A 22,371-nucleotide genomic window follows, 5' to 3' on the forward strand; every position below is an offset into this window, starting at 1 on the left:
CCCGCTCGCGAACTTCTGCGAAGGGCGCGGTCCGGATTGGAGCCCGGCGGCGGCGACACCGCGTCGGCCATGGCGCTGAACGTCCGTCCAGGCGGCGGCGGCTCGCCGACTCGTGGTCCTGCGCTGCTGCGGATTCGGCGCGCCGGCCACCGCCGTCGTCGCAGTGCAGCACGACAGTGGCGGGCGTGTGCAGGCGCTGCCTGCATCTTCAGCTGTCGTCGCTTTCCAGCCGCATGCTCTCCGACACCGGCAGCTCGTTGGTGCAACGCACTGCGTCCGTCCACGCCACGTAGGCCGTTTCGGCCTGCAAGCGGTACGTCAGCGCGCGTTCGATCAACTCGCGGCCGTAGCCGGACCCTTGCGCCGCCTTGCCCGGCGCCGGCATGCGCACGCCGGTCTCGCTCCATCCGATGCGCGGGCGGGCGCCTTTGGCCGTCCCCAGCAGGCGCCAACCCACCTGCAACTGGCCGCTGGCCTGTGCAAGCGCGCCGTGCTTGCTGGCGTTGGTCGCCCGCTCATGCAGGGCCAGCGCAAAGGTTGGCACGGTGCTGGGGGGCAGATGCGATAGACAGGCAACCCCCATCTCGCGGGTGTGCGCACTGACCAGTTGCACGCAGCCGCAGTCGGTACGCGCAAGGCACAGGCAAGCGCGGCGATGGCCTGCAGCGCGATGCGGGCATCGGCCTGTGCCGCCAGACTGACCTGCAAGGCATGCAGCCGCCGCATGCCGGAGAATTCTTCCTGCAGCGCGGGGTTGCCCCGCATGGGGTCGTCGGGCACGGCACTCATCGTGTCCGCCTCTTGCCTGCGTGCATCCTGACCGGTCATTCGTACCGGGCGAGACCACACGGTGCGCAATCGATGGCGAAGAGCGTGTCGGTAGCGCGGCCGACACAGCGGAATCGCCACGATCAGCATGATCAGCCACGCCGGGGCGGTGGCTTGAAGCCTTCAGCCTCCAGGCATTGCGCCAGTGCCGGCGGTGGCGGGCCCGGGGGCCGCCGGTCAGGCGCCGGCAATGCGATGCCTTGCGCTGTGGCACAGGCCTGCAACGCGGCGTCGAAGTCAGGATCGTAGGGTGGCGGACCAGATGGTTCGCCGGGTTCGTACCAGCCAGCAGGCCCCGGACCGTCATGCCACGGCTCGCCCGGCATCGGCGGTGGCCGCGTCACGCCCTTGTCGGCCAGACAGCGGTCAAACGCGCACTGCGATTCACGCCCTCCGCAGGCGTATCGTGATGCGGCGTGGCCGCAGCTGGCGGAGGCAACGCCTTCCCCTGCTCCTGAGCACACGCCTGCATCGCGGCCAGATCGCTCGCGCTCGGTGGCGGTGGCGGTGGCGGACCGCGCTGCGCCTGCGGTGGCGCGGGCGGCGGCGGTGGCCCGCCGGAAGGCGCGCCGCAGAAGCTGGCGCAGCCGCCCAAGCCGAGCACTGCAAGCAGCGCACTGATGGCAACGGCGGTGGAGCGTGTCTGGACCATCGTGAATCTCCCTGGCTGGATGGCGCACATATGCGTACTGCACGCATATGGCAATGGCGGGATGCACCCGCTTGGTCAGGGAGAGCGTTGCATTGCGATATGTCGTGCATTTGCCGCTGCGCGCCGATCGCTGGCGTGCGCGGTCACGCGGCGTGCAAGGCGTGGAGCCGCGCAAGCACCGCGCGCTGCATGCAATACGCTTGACCGCGGGAAAAGCCTTGAGCCGGGCTAACGCATCAGTTCTCGACGACCGCCGGGGCCACGCTTGCGATGGCATCCGCCGCATGTGCGGGCAACGACGCCAGCACCGCATTGCGAAAGCGTGTAGCGAATGCGGCATCGTTGGCCTGGTAGAACGCCCGCGCGTTGACCGACAACTGGTCCAGCTGCGCCTGCGGCAATGCCAGCGCGGTTTCCACTGCCTGCGCAATGCCCGCCGCGTCCACGTAGTAGTACGACGCCAGACGCCGCTGGCGCACCTCGGCCGCCCCAATCAGCACGCCGTGCTCGGGCCTGACCAGTTCGTTCATCGGCTCACCGTCGGTGGCCAAGGTCACAGCGCCCACGCTCAGCGCTTCCATCAGGTAATGCCCAAAGCCCTCGGCCTCGGACGGGCACAGATGGAACAGATGCGCGTTCTGCAGCCGGCGCAGTTCGGCGTCGTCGAGATAACGGACGCGGTGGTCGATGTTCGGCGCCACCACCGGCTTGCCGGCCGTCCGCGGGTTCTGCACCACCGTCAGCAGCGGCCACTCCGGATGCCGTTGCCAGGTCTCCAGCAGCACGCGGGTACCCTTGGCGGTACTGCGCCCGGCCAAATGGAAGAACGCACGTTGACGCGCGACCTGCGCGTCGTAGCGATCCGGGCTGGTGAAGCCGATGAACCGCGTGGTGCAGCCCAGGCTGCGGAAAATCCGCTCCGCGTGATGGGTCTTGCACAGCACCGCGTCGAACTGCGGCAGCCGCGGCAGCCATTTGGGCAGCAACCACTCCGGATTGGGCACCAGCAGGTTGGTCTGGCCCAGCGGCAGGCAGCGCGCATACACGCGCTCGGAGAAGATCTGCACCGGCACCCGCCCGAACAGCGCGCGACTGGCCCACAGACGGGCTTCGCGCGCGGTATCGTGCAGCCGCTGACTGGTGAAGCCCACCTCCTGCACCGGTATGCCGCCGGCACGCAGCGTCTGCGCCATCAGTTCCATGTCCCGGGTCAGGCCCACGCCGTTGTCGCGGCTGATCACCCGCATCATCGGAAACGCCTTGTCATGCGTACACTCGGCATTGCAGCGGCACAGTGTCGATGGCCCGGTTTCCTGCGCGATGTCCCGTTCTGTCATGTTGCGTCACACGTGTGCCAAAGGTTGACAAATTCAAGCATTATGATGCGTGCTCCAGCCCTGCAACTGCGAGCACCATGTATCCGGTAGCCACCACCCTGCGCGGGCCAAGCTCTGCGCCACCGACGATGATCTCCATGGACATGCAACAACCCTGCGTTCTTGTGGTCGACGACGACCCGGACCTGCGCAAGCTCATCGGCGAGTTCCTTAGCGCCCACGGCTACCAGGTGGAGGTTGCCGAAAACGTGGCGGAGATGCGCAAGAGCATCGCGCAGCGTCGCCCGGACCTCATCGTACTCGACGTGATGATGCCTGGAGAAGACGGCCTGAGCGCAGCGCGGGCGCTGGCCAGCGAGCGCGGTTCACCTGCGGTCATCATGCTCAGCGCGCTGGGCAACGACACCGACCGCATCATCGGCCTGGAAGTGGGCGCCGACGATTACCTGGCCAAACCCTGCAATCCGCGCGAACTGCTGGCGCGGGTACGCGCCCTGCTACGCCGCAGCCAGGCCAGCAGCGAGCAGGCCGATCACCGCGGCAATGTCTACGAGTTCGCCGGCTGGCGGCTGGACGTGGTGCGGCGCGACCTGCGCGACCCCACCGGCATCTTCATCAACCTGTCCGACGGCGAATTCGCGCTGCTGCGCACCTTCGTGGAGCATCCGCAGCGGGTACTGAGCCGCGACCAGTTGCTGGACTACGCCCGTGGCCGCGACACCGACGTCTACGACCGCGCCATCGACAGCCAGATCAGCCGCCTGCGCCGCAAGATCAACGAGCGCGTGCATACCGAATTGATTCGCACCGTGCGCAACGAGGGCTACATGCTGCTGCCGGGCGTTTCGCGTCTGTGAGCAAACCGGCACGTCGCGGGCTGTCGATCTTTGCCCGTACCTTCGTGTTGCTGGCGGTGGCGCTGCTCACCGCCCAGGTCATCGGCATCGCCCTGCTGGTGATGCGCACCCCGGTCTACGAGCCACCGGTGCATCCGCCGGAAGTGGTGGCGCTGCTGTCCACGCGCATGCCGGCCGGCACCCAGACCTTGACGGTGCACGAGTCGGCCCAGGCCCCACTGCCGCCGGCAGGCCAAGTGCGCGACGGGTTTGCCGAAATGCTGCTGGCCCATTGGCTGGATGTCCCCGAGCAGCGCGTGCGCTTCTACCGCAGCGCCGACGATCGTCAGGGCATGCGCGGCATGTCCCCACCGCCGCGCATGCCCGGTCAACCGCAGGCATCCGGGGCCGATGACGACGATGCCAGTCCCGTCGGCAATCGCCACGCTGCCTTGCAGCGCTCGCCGCCGGCACCAGACGACTGGCCGCGCGATCACCCCCCCGGTGCCCCGCCGTTCGGCAATGGACTGCGTCCGGACGATACTCCCGGCGCCTGGGAGAGCGAGCGCCTGACCCCGGGCGTACCGTTGCTGGACGGCTTCACCGCCGCGTTGCAGCAGCCCGATGGCCGCTGGCGCACGGTCGAATCGCCACCGCGACGACTGTCGGCCGAGTTCAAGACCCACGTGGTGCTGCTGTTCCTGGCCGGCCTGCTGGCCAACGTGCCGCTGGCGTGGTGGTTCTCGCGTGCGCTATCTGCGCCGATCAAGCGCTTTGCCGAGGCCGCCGACCGGCTGGGCCGCAACCCGGACGCCGCAGCGTTGCAACGCAGCGGCCCGCCGGAGATCGTGCGCGCGGCCGAGTCGTTCAATGCGATGCAGGCACGCCTGAACCGTCTGATCAACGAACGCACCCACATGGTGGCGGCGATCGCGCACGACCTGCGCACGCCGCTGGCGCGCCTGTCGTTCCGCCTGGACGGCCTGCAGCCGCCATTGCGCGACAAGGCGCTGGCCGACATCGACGAGATGAAGGCGATGATTTCCGCCGCGCTGGATTTCATCCAGAACGATCGCCACCGCGGCAAACGCGCGCCGCTGGATCTGCGCCTGCTGGTGGAAAGCGTAGTCGACAACGCCACCGACATCGGCGCCGATGCCGAACTGCTGCCCGGCCCGGAGCTCACCCTGGATGGCGACCCGCTGGCCTTGCGGCGCGCGGTGATGAACCTGCTGGAGAACGCGCTGAAATACGGCAAGCGCGCGCGCCTGCAGCTGCAGCGCGACGGCGAAGACGGCGTGCTGTGGATCGACGACGACGGCCCCGGGATCGACCCGACCCAACGCGAACAGTTGCTGCTTCCCTTCGTGCGCGGCGAGTCCTCGCGCAATCGCGACACCGGCGGCATCGGGCTGGGCTTGTCGGTGGCGCACAGCATCGTGCTGGCGCATGGCGGCGACCTGCGCCTGGACAACCGTGCAGCAGGTGGCGGCCTGCGGGTGACCGTGCGCCTGCCGTGCATGCCGGAGCGACGCTAGGGCCAGGTTGGAGCGCATTCCTCTGCAGGCGAGGTCGGCGATGCCGTCGCGCACCCGAGTCTGGCTGCAACGACCCACCCGCGCCCCAGCCCGGCGACGTGCTACGACCGCTGCAGGCAGCAAGCGCTCAGTACGCAAACTCGCGGAACACGCGATCGATGTCGCCGTTCCATGCGCCGTGATACAGCGCCAGCTTGCGCTCGGCCGCGGTGACACCGCTCTCGGCGATCTCGGCGATCACATCCACAAAGCCGGTTTCGTCCTGACCGTCGGCATTCAGGCGCGCACGCCGACGCAGGCCCTCGCGGGCGATCTTGACCGCTTCCACCGCCAAATCGCGCACCGTGCCATTGCGGAACGGCAGGCCGAGTGCATGCTTGGGCACCCCGTCGCGCAGCGCGTGGCGCTCGCTGGTGCTGAAATCCTTGACCAGATCCCAGGCCGCATCCAGCGCGGTGTCGTCGTACAGCAAACCGACCCAGAATGCCGACAGCGCGCACAGGCGATCCCACGGGCCGGCATCGGCGCCGCGCATTTCCAGATACTTCTTCAAGCGCACTTCCGGGAACGCGGTGGTCATGTGGTCCGACCAATCGCGCAGCGTCGGCAACGCGCCCGGCAGTGCCGGCAACCTGCCCTGCATGAAGTCGCGGAAGCTCTGCCCGCTGGCATCGACGTAGACGCCGTCGCGGTAGGAGAAATACATCGGCACGTCGAGCAGGTAATCGACATAGCGCTCGTAGCCGAAGCCGTCTTCGAACACGAAGTCCAACATGCCGGTGCGATCGGCGTCGGTGTCGGTCCAGATGTGCGAGCGGTAGCTCAGGTAGCCGTTCGGCTTGCCTTCGGTGAACGGCGAATCGGCGAACAACGCGGTGGCGATCGGCTGCAATGCCAGCGACACGCGGAACTTCTTCACCATGTCCGCTTCGGTGGCGTAGTCCAGATTGACCTGCACGGTGCAGGTGCGCGTCATCATGTCCAGGCCGAGCGAGCCGACCTTGGGCATGTAGTTCTTCATGATCTGGTAGCGGCCCTTGGGCATCCACGGCATTTGATCGCGGCGCCACTTGGGCTGGAAGCCCATGCCCAGGAACCCCAGCTGCAACTCGCCGGCCACCTGCGCCACTTCGTCCAGATGGGTGCCGGTTTCCACACAGGTGTGATGCAGGGTTTCCACCGCCGCGCCGGACAGTTCCAGCTGGCCGGCCGGCTCCAGCGTCACCGAGGCGCCGTCGCGCAGCAGCGCGATGGTGTGGCCGTTTTCCTGCACCGGCTCCCAGCCGAAGCGGGTCAACCCGGTCAGCAGCGCCTGGATGCCGCGCTCGCCTTCGAACGTGGGCGCGCGCAGGTCGTCGAGCTGGAAGCCGAACTTTTCGTGCTCGGTGCCGATCCGCCAGTCAGCGCCGGGCTTCTCGCCGGAGGCCAGCACCTGGACCAGTTCCGCGCGTTCGGTGATCGGCGTTTCGGCAACGTGGCTGGGACTCGACAAGGGCAGGCTCGCAGGAAAATGAGGGGGACGATGTGGGGATCCTCCCCTGCCACCGCAAGGCCCGCACTATAACCGCAGGGCATGGAAAGAATTGCTGCCATCGGCCGGGTCTGAGATTTCCATCCATGCGCACGGCGTGGCCGACGCAGGCGCTGGCGTGACCGCGGCACCGAGGTCGGGAGTGACGGAGGCGCCGCGGGCTGCAACCGTCCAGGCTGAAACTGGACACCCGCGACTTCCCGCAGGCGCGGATGCATGGCGTTCGATCACCCCAGCCGCGCACCCGCGATCCTGTAGCATCGCCCGGCCATGACCGTTGCACCCACACCCACCGATGCGCTGCTCGCGCAGATGGCCAGTCTGATGCACTGCGAGCGCGCCGAAGCGTTCGTCTGCGTGAGTGCGCGGCGCGAACACGGGGCACGCTCGGTGGATCTGACCCAGGCGCAGTTCGCGATTCTGCTGCAGGGCCGCAAACAGGTGCGCAGCACGACCCAATCGCTGGAGTTCGTGCCGGGCGATCTGTTCCTGGTGACGCGCCGTTGCCGGATCGATGTGATCAACACGCCCGACCCACAGACCGGGCTCTACCTGAGCGTGGTGGTCCCGCTATGCGTAGAGGCGCTGGTCGCTGCGCGCGCGTTGTGGAACGAGCCGCTGCCCGAGGCCGGCGCCGACATCGCGCGGCTGGCGGCGATCGATTTCGAACTGACGCTGCAGCAATGGCGCGATGCGCTGCACCACGGTCTGTATGCCGAAGCACGTCTTGCGCTGGCCGCACTGGTCGTCAATCTCTGCCGCCGCGGCCACGGCGGCCTGCTGCTGCCGCCGGCGCCAAGCATCGCCGAGCAGGTGCGTACGTTGATCACCGCGCAGCCGCAGCGGGCATGGCGCTCGCGCGATGTCGAAGACAGCCTGGGCATCAGTGGCGCCACCTTGCGTCGGCATCTGGCCGCCGAACAGCGCTCGCTGCGCGAGGTGATCACCGACGCGCGGCTGGCGCACGCCATGGCCTTGCTCTACAGCACGCGCTGGCCGCTCAAGACCGTGGCCGCGCGTGCCGGGTATCGGTCTACCCGCAGCTTCAGTCAGCGCTTCCAGCAGCGCTACGGGCTGGACCCGGCCAGCATCGGCAATAGCCGCTAGATCGCCGGCGCGAGCGCTTCGCGCAGCGCAATGAGCGAATCGCGCAGGTCGCTGCGGCCAGCATGGCGACACCGCGGCGGCTGCCGCCTGTCCTGGAGTTGCTCATGTCTGTTTCCGCCCTGCGTTCGCTGGCACCGCTGTTGCTCGCCGCAAGCGCCACACTGGCGCACGCCGCTGCGCCCGCATCCTCCCACGCACAGGTTCCCGGCTTCTACCTGCAGCGCATCGGTACGCTGCGCGTCACTGCGTTGTTCGACGGTAGCGTGGCGTTGACGCGGCAACAGCTATCCAATATGGACATGACAGAGCGCGACCGCCTGCTCGCGCAGGGCTACGTGCCCGAGGACAACAAGGGACTGCAGACTGCAGTCAATGCCTATCTGATCCAGGACGGCAGCCACCTCAGCCTGGTCGATACCGGCACCGCGCAATGCCTGGGGCCCGGTCTGGGCCAGGTGCTGAGCAACCTGCGCGCCGCCGGTTACGACCCCGCCCAGGTCGACGATGTGCTGCTCACCCACGCGCATCCGGACCATCTGTGCGGCCTGCTGGATGGGCAGGGCACACCGGCCTTTCCCAACGCCACGGTGTGGCTGTCCGACGCCGATGCCGCGTACTGGCTGGACCCCGCTTCGGAAGCCGGTGCCGCGCCGATGCTGCAGTTCGCCTTCCCGCTGGCACGCGCGGCCGTGGCGCCGTATCAAGCCCAGGGTCGGCTGCGCCGTTTCCAGCCGGGCAAGACCGCATTGCCGGCCGGCATCACCGCGCTGGACAGCCAGGGCCACACGCCCGGCCATGTTTCGTATCGCTTCGACGGCGGCACCGGCAACACCGTGCTGGTGTGGGGCGATGTCTTGCACTACCACGCCGTGCAGTTCGCCCAGCCGGACGCATCGTTCGAGGCCGACAGCGACCGCACCAAGGCAATCGCCTCACGGCGTCGCCTGCTGACGCAGGCAGCCGACGGCCGCTGGTGGGTGGCGGGCGCGCATCTGCCGTTTCCGGGGCTGGGTCATGTGCGCCGCGAGGGCAAGGCGTTCGCCTGGGTGCCGACCGAATTCGGCGCGGTGCCGCAATGAAAACGGCGAGCCCTGGCTTGCCGTCCTGACGGTCTGAAGGACCAGGCGTCATGGCGCCAGGCCCGCCCCGGCTCACTCCGCGGCAGGCGCCGCACCGTCCAGGCCCAGCCAGCCGCCGACGATGCCGCGCAGTTCGTCCACGCCCTGGCGCGATTCGCCGGAGTAGGTCTGCACGGTCACGCTGTCGCCGAAGCGCGAGGTCACTTCCTTCTTGACCTTCTGCAGGGTCTGCATCTGCTGGCCACGGCCGAGCTTGTCGGCCTTGGTCAGCAACCCGTGTGCGGGCAGGCCGCGCTCGGCCGCATAGCCGAGCATCTGCAGGTCGTAATCCTTGAGCGGATGACGGATGTCCATCACCACCACCAGCCCGCGCAGGGCCTCGCGGGTGCGGAAATAGCGGTCGATGAAAGCCTGCCAGTGCGCCTGCAGGTCCTGCGGCACCTTGGCGTAGCCGTAACCGGGCAGGTCCACCAGATAGCGCTCGGGCTGGATCTGGAAGAACACCAGCTGCTGGGTGCGGCCAGGGGTCTTGGACACGCGGGCCAGCGCGTTCTGGCGGGTCAGCGCGTTGAGCGCGCTGGACTTTCCGGCATTGGAGCGGCCGGCGAAGGCGACCTCGTACCCGCCATCGTCGGGCAATTGCCGGGCGTTGTGGGCGGACAGGTGGTAGCGGGCTTGTTCGATAAGGAGCGACATCTCCCTAGGATCGCACGTTCGGGGCCCGACGGTTTTGCTGCACTGTTCGTTGACCCTGGCGCAAAGGCGTGTCGATAATCGAAGCACGCCTGCCACAGCCAGCGCCCAACGCGCGCGGGCCGGGTCCATACGGAGCTTTAGCTGATGCGCCATGCTCGTGTGCTTGTCCTCGCCGCCCTCGCCGTGCCGGTCATCGCCGCCGTGGCGTTTGCGCAATCGGCAGTCACGCCGATCCCCGATCCACCGCCGGTGCGGGTGGCCCCGCTGGAGGTGGACCTGTCCAAGACCACCTGGGGCGATGCCAAGGCCGGCCAGACCAAGGCCGCCGCCTGCGCGGCCTGCCATGGCCCGGACGGCAATCCGGCGGTGGCCATGTACCCGCGCATCGCCGGCCAGACCGAACGCTACGTGGCGCATCAGGTCGCCTTGATCGCCAGCGGGGAGCGCAATACTGGCATGTCGGCGGTGATGGTGCCGTTCGTCAAGGACCTCACCGCGCAGGACATGCGCGACCTGGGTGCCTACTTCGCCACGCAGAAATCCGCTGCCGGGGTGGCCGACGATACGGTGGTCAACGAGGGGCCGTCCCAGGGCCTGAAGTTCTACGAGGTCGGCGAGAAGCTCTACCGCAGCGGCGATGTCGCGCGCGGCGTGCCGGCCTGCATGGCCTGCCATGGCCCGTCCGGCAGCGGCAATCCGGGCCCGGCGTATCCGCGCCTGGGCGGCCAGCATGCCGAGTACGTGGCGCGGCGCCTGAAGGAGTACCAGGCCGGTACCACCCAGGAGCGCAACCCGGCACTGTTCAATATCATGGCGCAGGTGGCGCACCCGCTGACCGAGCAGGAGATCCAGGCGCTGGCCAGCTATCTGCAGGGTCTGCACGACCGCGCCGACGATGCGGCCGCCGCGCAAACGCCCGCAGCAACGCCCGCACGCTCATGAGCTGACCGCCGCAACCGCCACACCGTGTCACGACGCCGGTCCCGCGACCGGCGTCGTCGTTTCCCGCCCTCCCCCTTTCCATCCCCACGGAGCCTGCATGAATCTGCTTTCCCGCCTGTCCCTGCTGTTGTTGCTGCTGATGCCGCTGGCGGCCTGTGCCGCCGACAAGAACGCCCCGCCGGTCGAAGGCGACGACTACATCGTCATCGACGGCGGCCAGCCGTATGCGCCGCTGGCCGGCAAGGTGGAAGTGGTCGAGGTGTTCGGCTACACCTGCCCGCACTGCGCGCACTTCGAGCCAACCCTGGAGACCTGGGTAGCCAGGCAGCCGTCGTATGTGCGCTTCACCCCGGTGCCGGCGGCATTCGGCGGGTTCTGGGATGCGTTCGCGCGTGCCTACTTCGCCGCCGACCTCCTGGGCGTGGCCAAGCGCAGCCACCGCGCCATGTTCGAGGCGATCCACGAGAAGCAGACCGTGCCGACCCAGAATGTCGCCCCGGAAGAACTGGCCGCGTTCTATGCCGGCTATGGCGTGCCGCAGCAGCGCTTCATCGAGACCTACAAGAGCCAGGTGGTGGATGCCAGGCTCGATGCCGCGCGCGAGTTCGCCAAGGGCAGCAAGCTCCCCGGCACCCCGGCCATCATCGTCAACGGGCGCTATCTGATCGGCGCGCGCAACTACCCGGACATGCTGCGCGTGGCGGACTACCTGATCGCCCGCGAACACGCCGGTCCTGCCAAGCGCTGAACCGCGTAACCGCCACCAACGGCCGCCCATGGCATCATGCGCCCCGCGGCCGTCCGGCCCTTTCCTCGCCCCACGCTGGAGATCCAATCCGATGAAGACCCGCTTCGCCCTGACGCTGATGGCGCTGCTGCCGATCCTGGTCGCCTGCAAGGCCCAGGACGGCTCGTCCGACACCGCACCTGCCGCCGCCACGCCGGCTGCCGAGACGGCGCCTGCTGCGGCCGCTGCCACGCCGGCCGCCGACCCCGCCGCGCCGCCTGCGGTTGGCGAGAGCGCCAGCGCCCCGCCGGCCGCCGCACCCAGCGCCGCACCGCGCGCGCCGAACGGCCCCGAGCCGGTCGCCGGCACCGATTATCTGGATATCGAAGGCGGCCAGCCGTACCAGCAGGCCGCCGGCAAGATCGAAGTGGCCGAGGTCTTCGGCTATGTCTGCCCCGCCTGCAACGCGTTCCAGCCGCTGATCGGGCCGTGGAAGGCCGGTCTGCCGTCGGACGTGCACTTCGTCTACGTGCCGGCGATGTTCGGCGGCCCATGGGACGACTACGGCCGTGCGTTCTATGCCGCCGAAACCCTGGGCGTGCAGGAAAAGACCCACGAAGCGCTGTACAGGGCCATCCATACCGAGCAGACCCTCAAGGGCGAGCGCGGCAAGGATTCGGTGCAGGACATCGCCGCGTTCTACGCCAAGTACGGCGTGGACCAGAAGACCTTCATCGACACCATGAGCAGCTTCGGCGTGTCGGCCAAGACCAACCGCGCCAAGCAGTTCGCCACCCGCAGCAAGCTCACCGGCACCCCGTCGCTGATCGTCAACGGCAAGTACCTGGTCAAGGGCCAGAGCTTCCCGGACATGCTGCGCATCGCCGATCACCTGATTGCGCGCGAACGCGCCACGCTGGCCAAGTGATCCTGTCGATCGCAGCCCTGTGAACGCTTCGGATTCGCGCACCCTGCGGGTGCTGACCGCCAACATCCAGGCCGGCTCCAGCACCCGCCGTTACAGCGATTACGTCACGCGCAGCTGGTCGCATGCGTTGCCGCTGGGCAGCAAGCGCACCAGCCTGGACAGCATCGCCAAACTGGCCGGCGAGCGCGATATCGTCGGCCTGCAGGAAGCCGATCCGGGCAGCCTGCGCTCGGGTTTCACCAACCAGACCCACTACCTGGCCGAACGCGCCGGCTTCCATTACTGGAGCCACCAACCCAACCGCCGCATGGGCGGTGTCGCCTCCAGCGCCAACGGCTTGCTCAGCAAGCTGGAACCGCTGGAAGTGCAGGACCACGCCCTGCCCGGCCGGATCGGCGGGCGCGGCATCCTGCTGGCCAAGTTCGGGCAGGGTCGCGAAGGCCTGGCGGTCGCAGTGGCGCATCTGTCGTTGGGCGCCAACTCGCGCATGGCGCAACTGGCCTTCATCGCCGAGTTGTTGTCCGAGCATCCCAACGCGATGTTGATGGGCGATTTCAACTGCATGGCCGACCGGCCGGAAATGCAGGCGCTGTACCGGCACACGCGATTGCAACCGCCGAGCTGCGAAGTGCATACGTTTCCCAGCTGGCGTCCGGATCGGGCGATCGACCATATCCTGGTCAGCGACAGCTTGAAGATCGAACATATCGAAGCGATTCCCGCAGCGTTCTCCGACCATCTTGCGGTCGGCATGGATATCCGCGTACCGCTGCCCCTGCTGCGCTAGCAAGCATGCAACGTGGCCATGGGTTCGCACTGGCGGACTCGACCGATGACACCCCCTCGACACTGCCTGTGCGATAACGCAGGCGGTTTTTCGTTGGGAGCACGGCACGTGATACGCGTCATATGAGTGTGTCGGCATGAGTGCGGTAGAGCCGCAGCGGTTGCCGGTGCGCACCCTGCGGCCGGTGTTCGTGCTGGCGGCGACCGTGGTCTGTACGTTTGCGTTGTTGGTGTCGTTGTTTCCGCTCGAGGCGGGCCGCGTGCTGCTGGACGCGCAGACCTGGGCCTCGCGCAATGTCGGCTGGTACTACCTGTTGGCGATGACGGTGTATCTGGTATTCGTGCTCGGCGTGGCCTTGTCCAGCTACGGCAACATCAAGCTCGGCGCCGATCACGACGAGCCGGAATTCAGCTATCTCTCCTGGGCCGGCATGTTGTTCGCCGCGGGTATCAGCATCACGCTGTTCTTCTTCTGCGTCTCCGAACCGCTCACCCATTATCTGCAACCGCCGCAAGGCGGAACCGGCAGCGGCGAGGCCTCTGCGCGTCAGGCGATGCAGTTGCTGTTCCTGCATTGGGGACTGCATGGCTGGGGCGTGTTCGCGCTGGCAGCGATGGCGCTGGCGTATTTCGCATTCCGCCACAACCTGCCGCTGGCCTTGCGCTCGGCGCTGTATCCGCTGATCGGCAAGCGCATCAACGGGCCGATCGGCTACACCGTGGATGCGCTGGGCATCGTGGCCACCGTGTTCGGCCTGGGCGCGGACATGGGCTTTGGCGTACTGCACCTCAATGCCGGCCTGAGCACCTTGATGGATGTGCCGCACACCCACTGGGTGCAGGTCGCGCTGATCGTGGCGATGATGGGCGCGGCAATCGTGGTGGCGGTGTCCGGCGTTGAGAAAGGCGTGCGCTGGATGTCGGACATCAACATGCTGCTGGCGATCGCGCTGCTGCTGTTCATGCTGTTGGCCGGCCCCACGCAGTATCTGCTCAACGCGTTGATCCAGAATCTGGGCGACTACCTGGGCAGTGTGGTCAACAAGAGTTTCGATGTGTACGCCTACGGCGGCCGCGGCGACTGGCTCGGCAATTGGACGGTGTTCTACTGGGCGTGGTGGATCGGCTGGGCACCGTTCGTAGGCCTGTTCATCGCCCGCATTTCGCGCGGCCGCACCATCCGCGAGTTCGTGCTCGGCGTGTTGCTGATCCCGCTCGGCTTCACCCTGGCGTGGCTGTCGATCTTCGGCAACAGCGCGCTGGACCAGTTGCTGCATCACGGCCAGGGCGCGCTGGCGCAGCAGGCCATCGATGCGCCGCAGACGGTGCTGTATTCGCTCCTGCAGAACTACCCGTGGAGCCGCACGGTGATCACGGTGACGGTGGCGATCAGCTTCGTGTTCTTCGTGACCTCTGCCGATTCCGGTACGGTGGTGTTGTCTACGCTGTCCTCGCACGGCGGCGAACCGCACGACGACGGCCCGCGCTGGTTGCGCGTGTTCTGGGGTGTGCTCACTGCGGTGGTGACCGGCGGCCTGTTGCTGGCCGGCAGCATGGATGCGCTGAAATCGGCCGTGGTGCTGGCCTCGCTGCCGTTCTCGGCGGTGCTGCTGCTGATGGCCTGGGGCCTGTCGCGCGCGCTCAGCGAAGAGTCGCAACGCAAGCGCGCACAGCTCTACAGCCCCAGCCCGCTGATCGGACAATCGCGGCATCACCGCGGCTGGCGTCAGCGCCTGGGCCAGGCGATGCATTTCCCGGCGCGCGATGAGGTGTATCGCTTCATGCACGATCAGGTGCGCCCGGCGATCGAAGCGGTCACCGCGCAACTGCAGGAAGAGGGCTGGCAGGTCAGCAGCCGGCTCGACGACGGCGACATGGACATCAGCGTCGATCACGGCGAGCAGCAGGGATTCCGCTACCAGGTGGTGATGCGCGGTTACCTGACGCCGTCCTTCGCCGCGCAACGCCTGCGTAACCAACGCTATTACCGCGCCGAAGTGTATCTGTACGAAGGCAGCCAGGATTACGACCTGGTCGGTTACAGCCGCGAGCAGATCATCAACGACATCATCGATCAATACGAGCGTCACCTGCAGTTCCTGCATCTCACGCGCTGAGGTGCCGCCGCTGCCGCGTGCGCCCCACAGGAGGTTTGTCATGCCACGTTTTCCCGACCAGTTGCTGTACATCGGCGGCCGTTATGTTCCCGCCCGCGGCGGCCACACCTTCGAGGTGGTCAATCCCGCCACCGGCGAGGTGCTGGCCAATGTGCACAACGCCGGTGCCGACGATCTGGGTGCCGCGGTCGACAGCGCCAAGGCCGGCCAGCAGCAATGGGCGGCACTGACCACGGTGGAGCGCTCGCGCATCCTGTTGCGTGCAGTGGCGCTGCTGCGCGAGCGCAACGACGCGCTGGCCGAGCTGGAAACGCTCAACACCGGCAAGCCGCTGAGCGAAACCCGCAGCGTGGACATCGTCACCGGTGCGGACGTGCTGGAGTATTACGCCGGCGTGGCGCAGGCGCTGCAGGGCGCACAGCTGCCGTTGCGCGAAGGCAGCTTCTTCTACACGCGGCACGAGCCGCTTGGCGTGGTCGGCGCGATCGGCGCGTGGAATTACCCGATCCAGATCGCGCTGTGGAAGGCCGCGCCCGCGCTGGCGGCCGGCAACGCAATGATCTTCAAGCCCAGCGAGGTGACACCGCTGACCGTACTCAAGCTGGCCGAACTCTTCACCGAGGCCGGCCTGCCCGATGGCGTGTTCAACGTGCTGCCCGGCGATGGCGCCAGCGTGGGCACCGCGCTCACCGAACACCCGCAGATCGAGAAGATCAGCTTCACCGGCGGCACCGCGACCGGGCGCAAGGTGATGGCGAGTGCCTCGAGTTCGTCGCTGAAAGACGTCACCATGGAACTGGGCGGCAAGTCGCCCTTGATCGTCTGCGCCGACGCCGACCTGGATCTGGCCGCCGACATCGCCATGATGGCCAACTTCTACAGCTCCGGGCAGGTATGCACCAACGGCACGCGCGTGTTCGTGCCGCGCGCGCTGCGCAACGCCTTCGAAGCGCGGCTGCTGGCACGCGTGCAACGCATCCAGATCGGCGACCCGCTGGACGAGCGCACCACCTTCGGCCCGATGGTCAGCGCCGCGCACATGCAGCGCGTGTTGGACTACATCGAACAGGGCAAGGCCGAGGGTGCACGTCTGCTGTGCGGCGGCCAACGTCTGCGCGACGGCGCGCTGGCACAAGGCTGCTATGTCGCACCGACCATCTTCAGCGACTGCACCGATGTGATGACCATCGTGCGCGAGGAGATCTTCGGACCGGTGCTGAGCCTGCTCGCCTACGACGACGAAGACGAAGCGATCGCACGCGCCAATGCCACCACCTACGGCCTGGCCGCGGGCGTGGTGACGCCGGACCTGGCACGCGCGCATCGCCTGATCCATCGCCTGCAGGCGGGCATCTGCTGGATCAACACCTGGGGCGAGTCGCCGGCACCGATGCCGGTGGGCGGCTACAAGCAATCCGGCGTGGGCCGCGAGAACGGCCTGGCCACACTGCAGGCCTACACCCGCACCAAATCCATCCAGGTCGAACTGGAGCGCTACGCGTCGGTGTTTTGAACGCTGACGCCACACGGCAGGCTGTCCCCGGCAGCACCGGCGAGATGCGCGCTCCGCAGCCTGCGGATCGTGCCGTTTCGCACAGAGACGCCCGCCCATTGCGCAATCGCTTTTGAAAGCCGCTTCACACCGGCACCGCAACAAGGAGAACCTCATGCAACGCGAGTACGACTACATCATCATCGGCGCCGGCTCGGCAGGTAACGTGCTGGCCGCGCGCCTGACCGAAGATCCGGACGTCAGCGTGTTGCTGCTGGAAGCGGGCGGGCCGGATTATCGGCTGGACTTCCGCACCCAGATGCCGGCTGCATTGGCGTTTCCGTTGCAGGGCCGTCGCTACAACTGGGCCTACGAGACCGAGCCGGAGCCGCATATGGACAACCGGCGCATGGAGTGCGGGCGCGGCAAGGGATTGGGCGGCTCGTCCCTGATCAATGGCATGTGCTACATCCGCGGCAATGCCCTGGATTTCGACCATTGGGCCAAGCGGCCGGGCCTGGAAGACTGGAGCTACCGCGATGTGTTGCCGTACTTCCGCAAGGCCGAGACGCGCGACATCGGCGCCAACGCTTATCACGGCGGCGAAGGCCCGGTCAGCGTCGCCACGCCGAAGAACGACAACAACGTGCTGTTCCATGCCATGGTCGACGCCGGTGTGCAGGCCGGTTACCCGCGCACCGACGATCTCAATGGCTATCAGCAGGAAGGTTTCGGGCCGATGGATCGCACGGTGACGCCGCAAGGACGTCGCGCAAGCACCGCGCGCGGCTACCTGGACATGGCGCGTCCGCGCGATGGCCTGCACATCGTCACCCATGCCACCACCGACCGCATCCTGTTTGCCGGTAAACGCGCGATCGGCGTGCATTACCTGGTCGGCAACAGCAGCGAGGGCATCGACGCGCATGCACGCCGCGAAGTGCTGGTGTGCGCTGGCGCGATCGCCTCGCCGCAGCTGCTGCAACGCTCGGGTGTCGGCGCACCCGATCTATTACGCGCGCTCGACGTGCAACTGGTGCACGACCTGCCCGGCGTCGGCCAGAACCTGCAGGATCACCTGGAGGTCTACATCCAGTACGCCTGCACCAAACCGGTATCGTTGTATCCGGCATTGCAATGGTGGAACCAGCCGGCGATCGGTGCGGAGTGGCTGTTTGCCGGTACCGGCACCGGGGCGAGCAACCAGTTCGAGGCCGGCGGTTTCATCCGCACGCGCGAAGAGTTCGACTGGCCCAATATCCAGTATCACTTCCTGCCGGTGGCGATCAACTACAACGGCAGCAATGCGGTGAAGGAACACGGCTTCCAGGCGCATGTGGGCTCGATGCGCACCCCCAGCCGCGGGCGCGTGCATGCCAAGTCGCGCGACCCGCGCCAGCATCCGTCGATCCTGTTCAACTACCAATCCACCGATCAGGACTGGCAGGAATTTCGCGATGCGATCCGCATCACCCGCGAGATCATCGCCCAGCCCGCGCTGGACGCTTACCGCGGCCGCGAAATCAGCCCGAGCGCGGACTGTAAGACCGATGCCGAGCTGGACGCCTTCGTACGCGCGCGCGCGGAGACGGCGTATCACCCGTCCTGCTCCTGCGCGATGGGCACAGATGACATGGCGGTGGTCGACGGACAGGGCCGCGTACACGGCATGGACGGCCTGCGGGTGATCGACGCATCGATCATGCCGCGCATCATCACCGGCAACCTCAACGCCACCACCATCATGATCGCCGAGAAGATCGCCGACCGCATGCGTGGCCGCACGCCACTGCCGCGCAGCACGGCGGACTACTACGTGGCCGGCGATGCGCCTGTGCGCGGGTGATGCTAGAAAACGCGGTGCGCCGCCTTGGGTCGAGTGCGCGATGCCCTCACCGCACCAGAGAGTTTGCAGGTTGTTTATTGAAAGCCTGTCTTCTGATCTCGTTGCGTTGCGGAGCTGATCGGATGCGCCATTACCGAACAACGCACGTCATGCATTGCTTGCAACCATGCACCGACCATCTTCGATGGTCCTTGCCCGCTCACCGTCGCGGACCTTACGCGGCATGGATGCCGCGTAAGAGCCTACAAGAACGTACTTGCGGCGTGTCCCGCGAGGGTGGGCGGGCAAGGGCCCTGCAGCGAAGCTACAGATCAACCACTCTGCAATTGATCTATCCGCACTCTCCAAGCACTTCAAGTCAACCGAGATTTCGAGTCGTAGCGCCGTTTAGATGCGATCAAAAGCTTGGTTAGTCGAGTGCGCGGTGCCCTCACCGCTCGCGGGACACGCCGCAGGTACGTCCTTGTAGGCTCGGTGGCGGCATCCATGCCGCCACACGGTCCCGCAATCGGCGAGGACACCGCACCAGAGAGTTTGCAGGTTGTTTATTGAAAGCCTGTCTTCTGATCTCATTGCGCTGCGGAGCTGATCGGATGCGCCATTACCGAACAACGCACGTCCTGCATTGCTTGCAACCATGCACACCGACCATCTTCGATGGTCCTTGCCCGCCCACCGTCGCGGGACCTTACGCGGCATGGATGCCGCGTAAGAGCCTACAAGGACGTACTTGCGGCGTGTCCTGCGATGGTGGGCGGGCAAGGGCCCTGCAGCCAAGCCACAGATCAGCCGCTCTCCGCTTTACGACCGACCCGACCTGATGGACTAAAACTTCAAATCCACCCGCGCATACCAGAAGCGCCCACCGGGGATGTCGTAAGTGGAGGCGTCGTAGCCATTGAGGGAGCACGACAGGCAGAGCGGCGGGTCCTTGTCGAAGACGTTGTTCAAGCCGGCCGTGAGCTGCAGCCCCTTGAGCCAATCGACGCGATAGCCCAGCTGTGCATCGTGGTAGGTGATCGCCTCCAGGCGATTGGACCCCACTGCAGGATCGGAACACACCGCAAATTCCACTGCATCGCCGCATTGTTCGGTGAGTTTGGAAATGTGGCGCGCGGTCCACGATGCGGTCCAGTTACCCAACGACCAGTCCAGTACTGCGTTGCTGGTCCATTCGGGGATCGCGCTGTCCACCACTTCGATGCCCGGCCCCTGCGGCTGACGCTGCCCTGCTGCACCGAGTGCCTCGTAGCGGCCCACGAAGGTGTTCTGCCAGGACACCTTGAAACGGCCAAACGCCGTCTCCGGCAAGGTCCAGAACAGGTCCACATCCCAACCGTCGGTCTTGATCGAACCCAGATTGGTCAGCCGATTGTTGAACGCATTGATGCCGCCGGTGGAGGCGCGGCCGATGCCGTTGCAATACAGCGCGTCCAGGGTGTCCACACATAGATCCAGCTGGGTTTGCGCATTGATCGCCTGGATCGCGCCATCCACATGATGACGGTAGAACGTCATTTCCAGATCGAGGCGGTCGGACCAGCTGGCATTGCTGGCAAAGCCCGGGCTGAACACGAAGCCGGCACTGAAGCTGCGCGAACGTTCCGGATCCAGTTGCTCGTTGCCGCCAGTGGTGACCGAGATCTGCTGATTGGCCTGTTGATAGCCGGCCGGCACACCGAGCGCCGCGCAGTTCGCGGCGCTGCCGCGCGGCGCGGTGCCGCCTAGCCCGATCGAGCATGGATCGGACAACTGCAGATCGGCGCGCGCCGCCGAACCGAACAGCTCGCCGATGGTTGGCGCACGGAAGCCTTCTGCATAACTGGTGCGCAGCACCAGCTCATCGGTGACCTGCCAACGCAGGCCGTACTTTGGCGTGAACTCGCCGCCGAAGGTGGAGTAATCCGAATAGCGGCCGGCGATATTCAAGTCGAGTTTGTCGCCCAACGACGCGTTGGCGAAGACCGGGATATTGAGTTCGAGATAGGCCTCGTTGACGTCGTAGCTGCCTGACGTCGGCAACGACGGCACACCGTTGTAGCGCCCCGCCACGGTGAGCGGATCGGGTTGGTAGGCACCTTCGTATTTGCGGTATTCGTAGCCGGTGGCGAACGACACCGCACCACCGGGCAGCTGGAACAGCTCGCTGCTCAGATTGGCGGTGAACAGGCTCAACTCGTTCTGGCTGCGGTCGCGCACCACCGGCTGGATCCAGCGCAACATCTCCGGCGTGATGCTGCCGGCGCCGCTGAAGATATCCAGTGGCACGCAGCCGGCCACCGCCGCGCATGCGGCCGGATCGCCCAGGCCAAGGTTGATGTTGTAGAGGTTGTAGCTGCCGTAGTTGGTCTGTTCGGCCTCGTTCTTGCTGTACATGCCGTTGATGTCCCAGAACCAGGTGCGCGCCGCACCTTCGAAGGTGCCCACCAGACCGGTGCCGAAGTACTGCGTGTCGACCTGTTGCTCGAAACGGCGCGCCCCGCCTTCCACCGGTCGGCGGCCGATCTGGATCAGGTTGGTGGCCGAGTTCAACTCGAAGCCGAACGGATTGAACGGATTGAGCGCGGAAATCACGATGTTGTCGGCCAGCGGATTGCCGGTGCCGGCATCGGGGCCGAGAAAGATCGGCTCGGGCGCCGCCTGGTTGGTCGACTCGCGCCGGTTGCCCAGCGCCTTGACGTACCACTGCACGTCGTCGTTGAAGTAATAGCGAAACTGCGCGAATACGCCCTTGCGCTCGGATGGCGTCAGCAACAGGTTCTGTTCTGCAAAGTTGTAGCGGTCCGCGGTGCCGAAACAGTGGTAGTCGTCGCTGCGCGTACAGCCGGCGCTGCCATCGTATCGCGGCGTGCCGACGCCGGCGTTGGGCGTGAGGTTCTGGCGCACGCCGGTATTGGGGTCGACGAACTGGAAGCGGCCATCCGGCGTTGCCGAGCTGGCGAAGGTCAACCCGGTGCCCGGGATCGGAAAGCGGGCCTGCGCGCGGTCGCGTGCGTAGATCGGATCCTGCTTGACGTAGCTGGCGCCCAGAAACAGGCTGAAATCCTCGCCACTGGTGCCCCAGGCCAGGTCCATGCCCTGGTTGGCGCCGTCGCCCTTGCCGTACTGCCCGTAATTGAGCGTGACCTGCGCACCGTCGAAGCTGCGCCGGGTGATGATGTTGACCACGCCGGCGATCGCATCCGAGCCGTACAACGACGAGGCACCATCTTCGAGCACCTCGATGCGCTCCACGATGGCCAACGGAATGGTGTTGAGATCGGTCGAGGAGCCTACCCCGGAGGCCGAGGATTCGTTGACCCAGCGGATGCCATCGACCAGGACCAGCACGCGCTTGGAGCCGAGATGGCGCAGATCCACCTGCGCCGAGCCGGCGCCCACGCCGCCGCCATCGGGCGGAAAGCCGAAGTTGCCGGATGAGTTGAACTTGGCGTTGAGCGCCGAACCCGACGCGGTGAGTTCCTGCAGCACCTCGCCGATCGAGGTCAGGCCGGTGCGTTCGATGTCGGCGCGGTTGAGCGTCTGGATCGGCACCTGGCCCTGCAATTCTGCGGTCTTGATGCGGGTGCCGGTGACCTGCACGCTGTCGAGCGTGCGCGTACTCGGGGCCGCCTCGGGCTGTTGCGCCCAGGCGAATGCGGGAATCAGACACAACGACAACTGCACGGCCAGGCATGACCGAGGGGAGCCAATCAGACGCTTCATCCTTTCTCTCTCCAGAAGGATTTCCAAGTGTCCGCACGCCCCCGTGCCCTGCGGTCCGCCGCAACTTTTAAACGAAACCTTAACGCGCCGCAAGCCGACCGTTCCGCAGCGAGAAGCAGGTCGCACTACCTGCGCGTCTGCTGCTTTGGCGCGCGCCGGCGATGTGCATATGCACATGCACATCGCTGGCGCACGTCGCTGCCGACAGCGCCGGCAGGCATCGA

Annotated in this window: 16 protein-coding genes and 1 pseudogene; 11 read left to right on the forward strand and 6 right to left on the reverse strand. The window is 66.7% G+C overall.

Features of this window, described 5'->3' with window-relative positions:
* Positions 1–208 precede the first annotated feature (208 nt).
* The 3 genes and pseudogenes from FHT08_RS10110 to FHT08_RS10115 all read right to left on the reverse strand — a co-directional run bounded on the left by FHT08_RS10110 (position 209) and on the right by FHT08_RS10115 (position 2,817).
* On the reverse strand, positions 209–613 hold the full coding sequence (locus tag FHT08_RS10110) for a hypothetical protein (protein WP_243849002.1): 405 nt from the start codon (positions 611–613) through the stop codon (positions 209–211).
* Positions 614–920: 307 nt separating this feature from the next.
* Positions 921–1,217, reverse strand: a pseudogene (locus FHT08_RS19985) (hypothetical protein); the annotation flags it as partial.
* Positions 1,218–1,716: 499 nt separating this feature from the next.
* Positions 1,717–2,817, reverse strand: a complete 1,101-nt coding sequence (locus FHT08_RS10115; RefSeq protein WP_166775005.1) for a glycosyltransferase — start codon at positions 2,815–2,817, stop codon at positions 1,717–1,719.
* 137 nt (positions 2,818–2,954) lie between these two features.
* Here FHT08_RS10115 and FHT08_RS10120 point away from each other — a divergent pair, with 137 nt between their 5' ends.
* Both FHT08_RS10120 and FHT08_RS10125 read left to right on the forward strand, forming a co-directional pair.
* Positions 2,955–3,674 carry a response regulator transcription factor gene (locus FHT08_RS10120; RefSeq protein WP_104606787.1) on the forward strand — a complete coding sequence of 240 codons (720 nt, stop codon included), beginning with the start codon at positions 2,955–2,957 and terminating at the stop codon, positions 3,672–3,674.
* Positions 3,671–5,191: an ATP-binding protein gene (locus FHT08_RS10125; protein ID WP_166775007.1), complete on the forward strand. Its 1,521-nt coding sequence runs from the start codon at positions 3,671–3,673 to the stop codon at positions 5,189–5,191. The genes FHT08_RS10120 and FHT08_RS10125 overlap by 4 nt, the downstream gene beginning before the upstream one ends.
* 127 nt (positions 5,192–5,318) lie before the next feature.
* On the opposite strand, the gene FHT08_RS10130 is transcribed toward FHT08_RS10125, so the two are convergent.
* Complete coding sequence (locus FHT08_RS10130) at positions 5,319–6,683, reverse strand: glutamate--cysteine ligase (protein ID WP_166775008.1); 1,365 nt, start codon at positions 6,681–6,683, stop codon at positions 5,319–5,321.
* A 309-nt stretch (positions 6,684–6,992) separates the two neighbouring features.
* Here FHT08_RS10130 and FHT08_RS10135 point away from each other — a divergent pair, with 309 nt between their 5' ends.
* Positions 6,993–7,829 (forward strand): helix-turn-helix transcriptional regulator, encoded by an 837-nt coding sequence (locus FHT08_RS10135; protein ID WP_166775009.1) that lies wholly within the window; start codon positions 6,993–6,995, stop codon positions 7,827–7,829.
* Between the two features lie 104 nt (positions 7,830–7,933).
* Positions 7,934–8,908 carry an MBL fold metallo-hydrolase gene (locus FHT08_RS10140; RefSeq protein WP_166775010.1) on the forward strand — a complete coding sequence of 325 codons (975 nt, stop codon included), beginning with the start codon at positions 7,934–7,936 and terminating at the stop codon, positions 8,906–8,908.
* Positions 8,909–8,980: 72 nt separating this feature from the next.
* On the opposite strand, the gene yihA is transcribed toward FHT08_RS10140, so the two are convergent.
* A complete protein-coding gene (gene yihA, locus FHT08_RS10145) occupies positions 8,981–9,604 on the reverse strand; it encodes a ribosome biogenesis GTP-binding protein YihA/YsxC (protein ID WP_104606792.1) in 624 nt (207 codons plus the stop codon).
* Positions 9,605–9,748: 144 nt separating this feature from the next.
* On the opposite strand from yihA, the gene FHT08_RS10150 reads away from it, so the two are divergent.
* The 7 genes from FHT08_RS10150 to betA all read left to right on the forward strand — a co-directional run bounded on the left by FHT08_RS10150 (position 9,749) and on the right by betA (position 18,442).
* Positions 9,749–10,546 carry a c-type cytochrome gene (locus tag FHT08_RS10150; protein ID WP_166775011.1) on the forward strand — a complete coding sequence of 266 codons (798 nt, stop codon included), beginning with the start codon at positions 9,749–9,751 and terminating at the stop codon, positions 10,544–10,546.
* Positions 10,547–10,643: 97 nt separating this feature from the next.
* Positions 10,644–11,294: a thiol:disulfide interchange protein DsbA/DsbL gene (locus FHT08_RS10155; RefSeq protein WP_166775012.1), complete on the forward strand. Its 651-nt coding sequence runs from the start codon at positions 10,644–10,646 to the stop codon at positions 11,292–11,294.
* A gap of 91 nt (positions 11,295–11,385) precedes the next feature.
* Positions 11,386–12,201: a thiol:disulfide interchange protein DsbA/DsbL gene (locus FHT08_RS10160; protein WP_104606794.1), complete on the forward strand. Its 816-nt coding sequence runs from the start codon at positions 11,386–11,388 to the stop codon at positions 12,199–12,201.
* 49 nt (positions 12,202–12,250) lie between these two features.
* On the forward strand, positions 12,251–12,988 hold the full coding sequence (locus tag FHT08_RS10165) for an endonuclease/exonuclease/phosphatase family protein (RefSeq protein ID WP_104606795.1): 738 nt from the start codon (positions 12,251–12,253) through the stop codon (positions 12,986–12,988).
* A 136-nt stretch (positions 12,989–13,124) separates the two neighbouring features.
* Positions 13,125–15,104 carry a choline BCCT transporter BetT gene (gene betT / locus FHT08_RS10170; protein WP_166775014.1) on the forward strand — a complete coding sequence of 660 codons (1,980 nt, stop codon included), beginning with the start codon at positions 13,125–13,127 and terminating at the stop codon, positions 15,102–15,104.
* 40 nt (positions 15,105–15,144) lie between these two features.
* A complete protein-coding gene (gene betB, locus FHT08_RS10175) occupies positions 15,145–16,617 on the forward strand; it encodes a betaine-aldehyde dehydrogenase (RefSeq protein ID WP_166775015.1) in 1,473 nt (490 codons plus the stop codon).
* 154 nt (positions 16,618–16,771) lie between these two features.
* Complete coding sequence (gene betA, locus FHT08_RS10180; RefSeq protein WP_166775016.1) at positions 16,772–18,442, forward strand: choline dehydrogenase; 1,671 nt, start codon at positions 16,772–16,774, stop codon at positions 18,440–18,442.
* 825 nt (positions 18,443–19,267) lie between these two features.
* On the opposite strand, the gene FHT08_RS10185 is transcribed toward betA, so the two are convergent.
* Positions 19,268–22,147, reverse strand: a complete 2,880-nt coding sequence (locus FHT08_RS10185) for a TonB-dependent receptor (RefSeq protein WP_166775017.1) — start codon at positions 22,145–22,147, stop codon at positions 19,268–19,270.
* Positions 22,148–22,371: the final 224 nt, after the last annotated feature.

Origin of the sequence: Xanthomonas sp. CFBP 8151, assembly GCF_011761885.1 — a bacterium.
In the GTDB taxonomy this organism is placed as follows: Bacteria; Pseudomonadota; Gammaproteobacteria; order Xanthomonadales; family Xanthomonadaceae; genus Xanthomonas; species Xanthomonas arboricola_B.

Excerpts from the sequence above, each read along its gene's own strand:
- FHT08_RS10185 (WP_166775017.1), bottom strand. The coding sequence starts at position 22,147 with ATGAAGCGTCTGATTGGCTCCCCTCGGTCATGCCTGGCCGTGCAGTTG.
- betA (WP_166775016.1), top strand. The coding sequence starts at position 16,772 with ATGCAACGCGAGTACGACTACATCATCATCGGCGCCGGCTCGGCAGGT.
- FHT08_RS10155 (WP_166775012.1), top strand. The coding sequence starts at position 10,644 with ATGAATCTGCTTTCCCGCCTGTCCCTGCTGTTGTTGCTGCTGATGCCG.
- betB (WP_166775015.1), top strand. The coding sequence starts at position 15,145 with ATGCCACGTTTTCCCGACCAGTTGCTGTACATCGGCGGCCGTTATGTT.
- FHT08_RS10115 (WP_166775005.1), bottom strand. The coding sequence starts at position 2,817 with ATGACAGAACGGGACATCGCGCAGGAAACCGGGCCATCGACACTGTGC.
- FHT08_RS10135 (WP_166775009.1), top strand. The coding sequence starts at position 6,993 with ATGACCGTTGCACCCACACCCACCGATGCGCTGCTCGCGCAGATGGCC.
- betT (WP_166775014.1), top strand. The coding sequence starts at position 13,125 with ATGAGTGCGGTAGAGCCGCAGCGGTTGCCGGTGCGCACCCTGCGGCCG.
- FHT08_RS10150 (WP_166775011.1), top strand. The coding sequence starts at position 9,749 with ATGCGCCATGCTCGTGTGCTTGTCCTCGCCGCCCTCGCCGTGCCGGTC.
- yihA (WP_104606792.1), bottom strand. The coding sequence starts at position 9,604 with ATGTCGCTCCTTATCGAACAAGCCCGCTACCACCTGTCCGCCCACAAC.
- FHT08_RS10120 (WP_104606787.1), top strand. The coding sequence starts at position 2,955 with ATGGACATGCAACAACCCTGCGTTCTTGTGGTCGACGACGACCCGGAC.
- FHT08_RS10140 (WP_166775010.1), top strand. The coding sequence starts at position 7,934 with ATGTCTGTTTCCGCCCTGCGTTCGCTGGCACCGCTGTTGCTCGCCGCA.
- FHT08_RS10160 (WP_104606794.1), top strand. The coding sequence starts at position 11,386 with ATGAAGACCCGCTTCGCCCTGACGCTGATGGCGCTGCTGCCGATCCTG.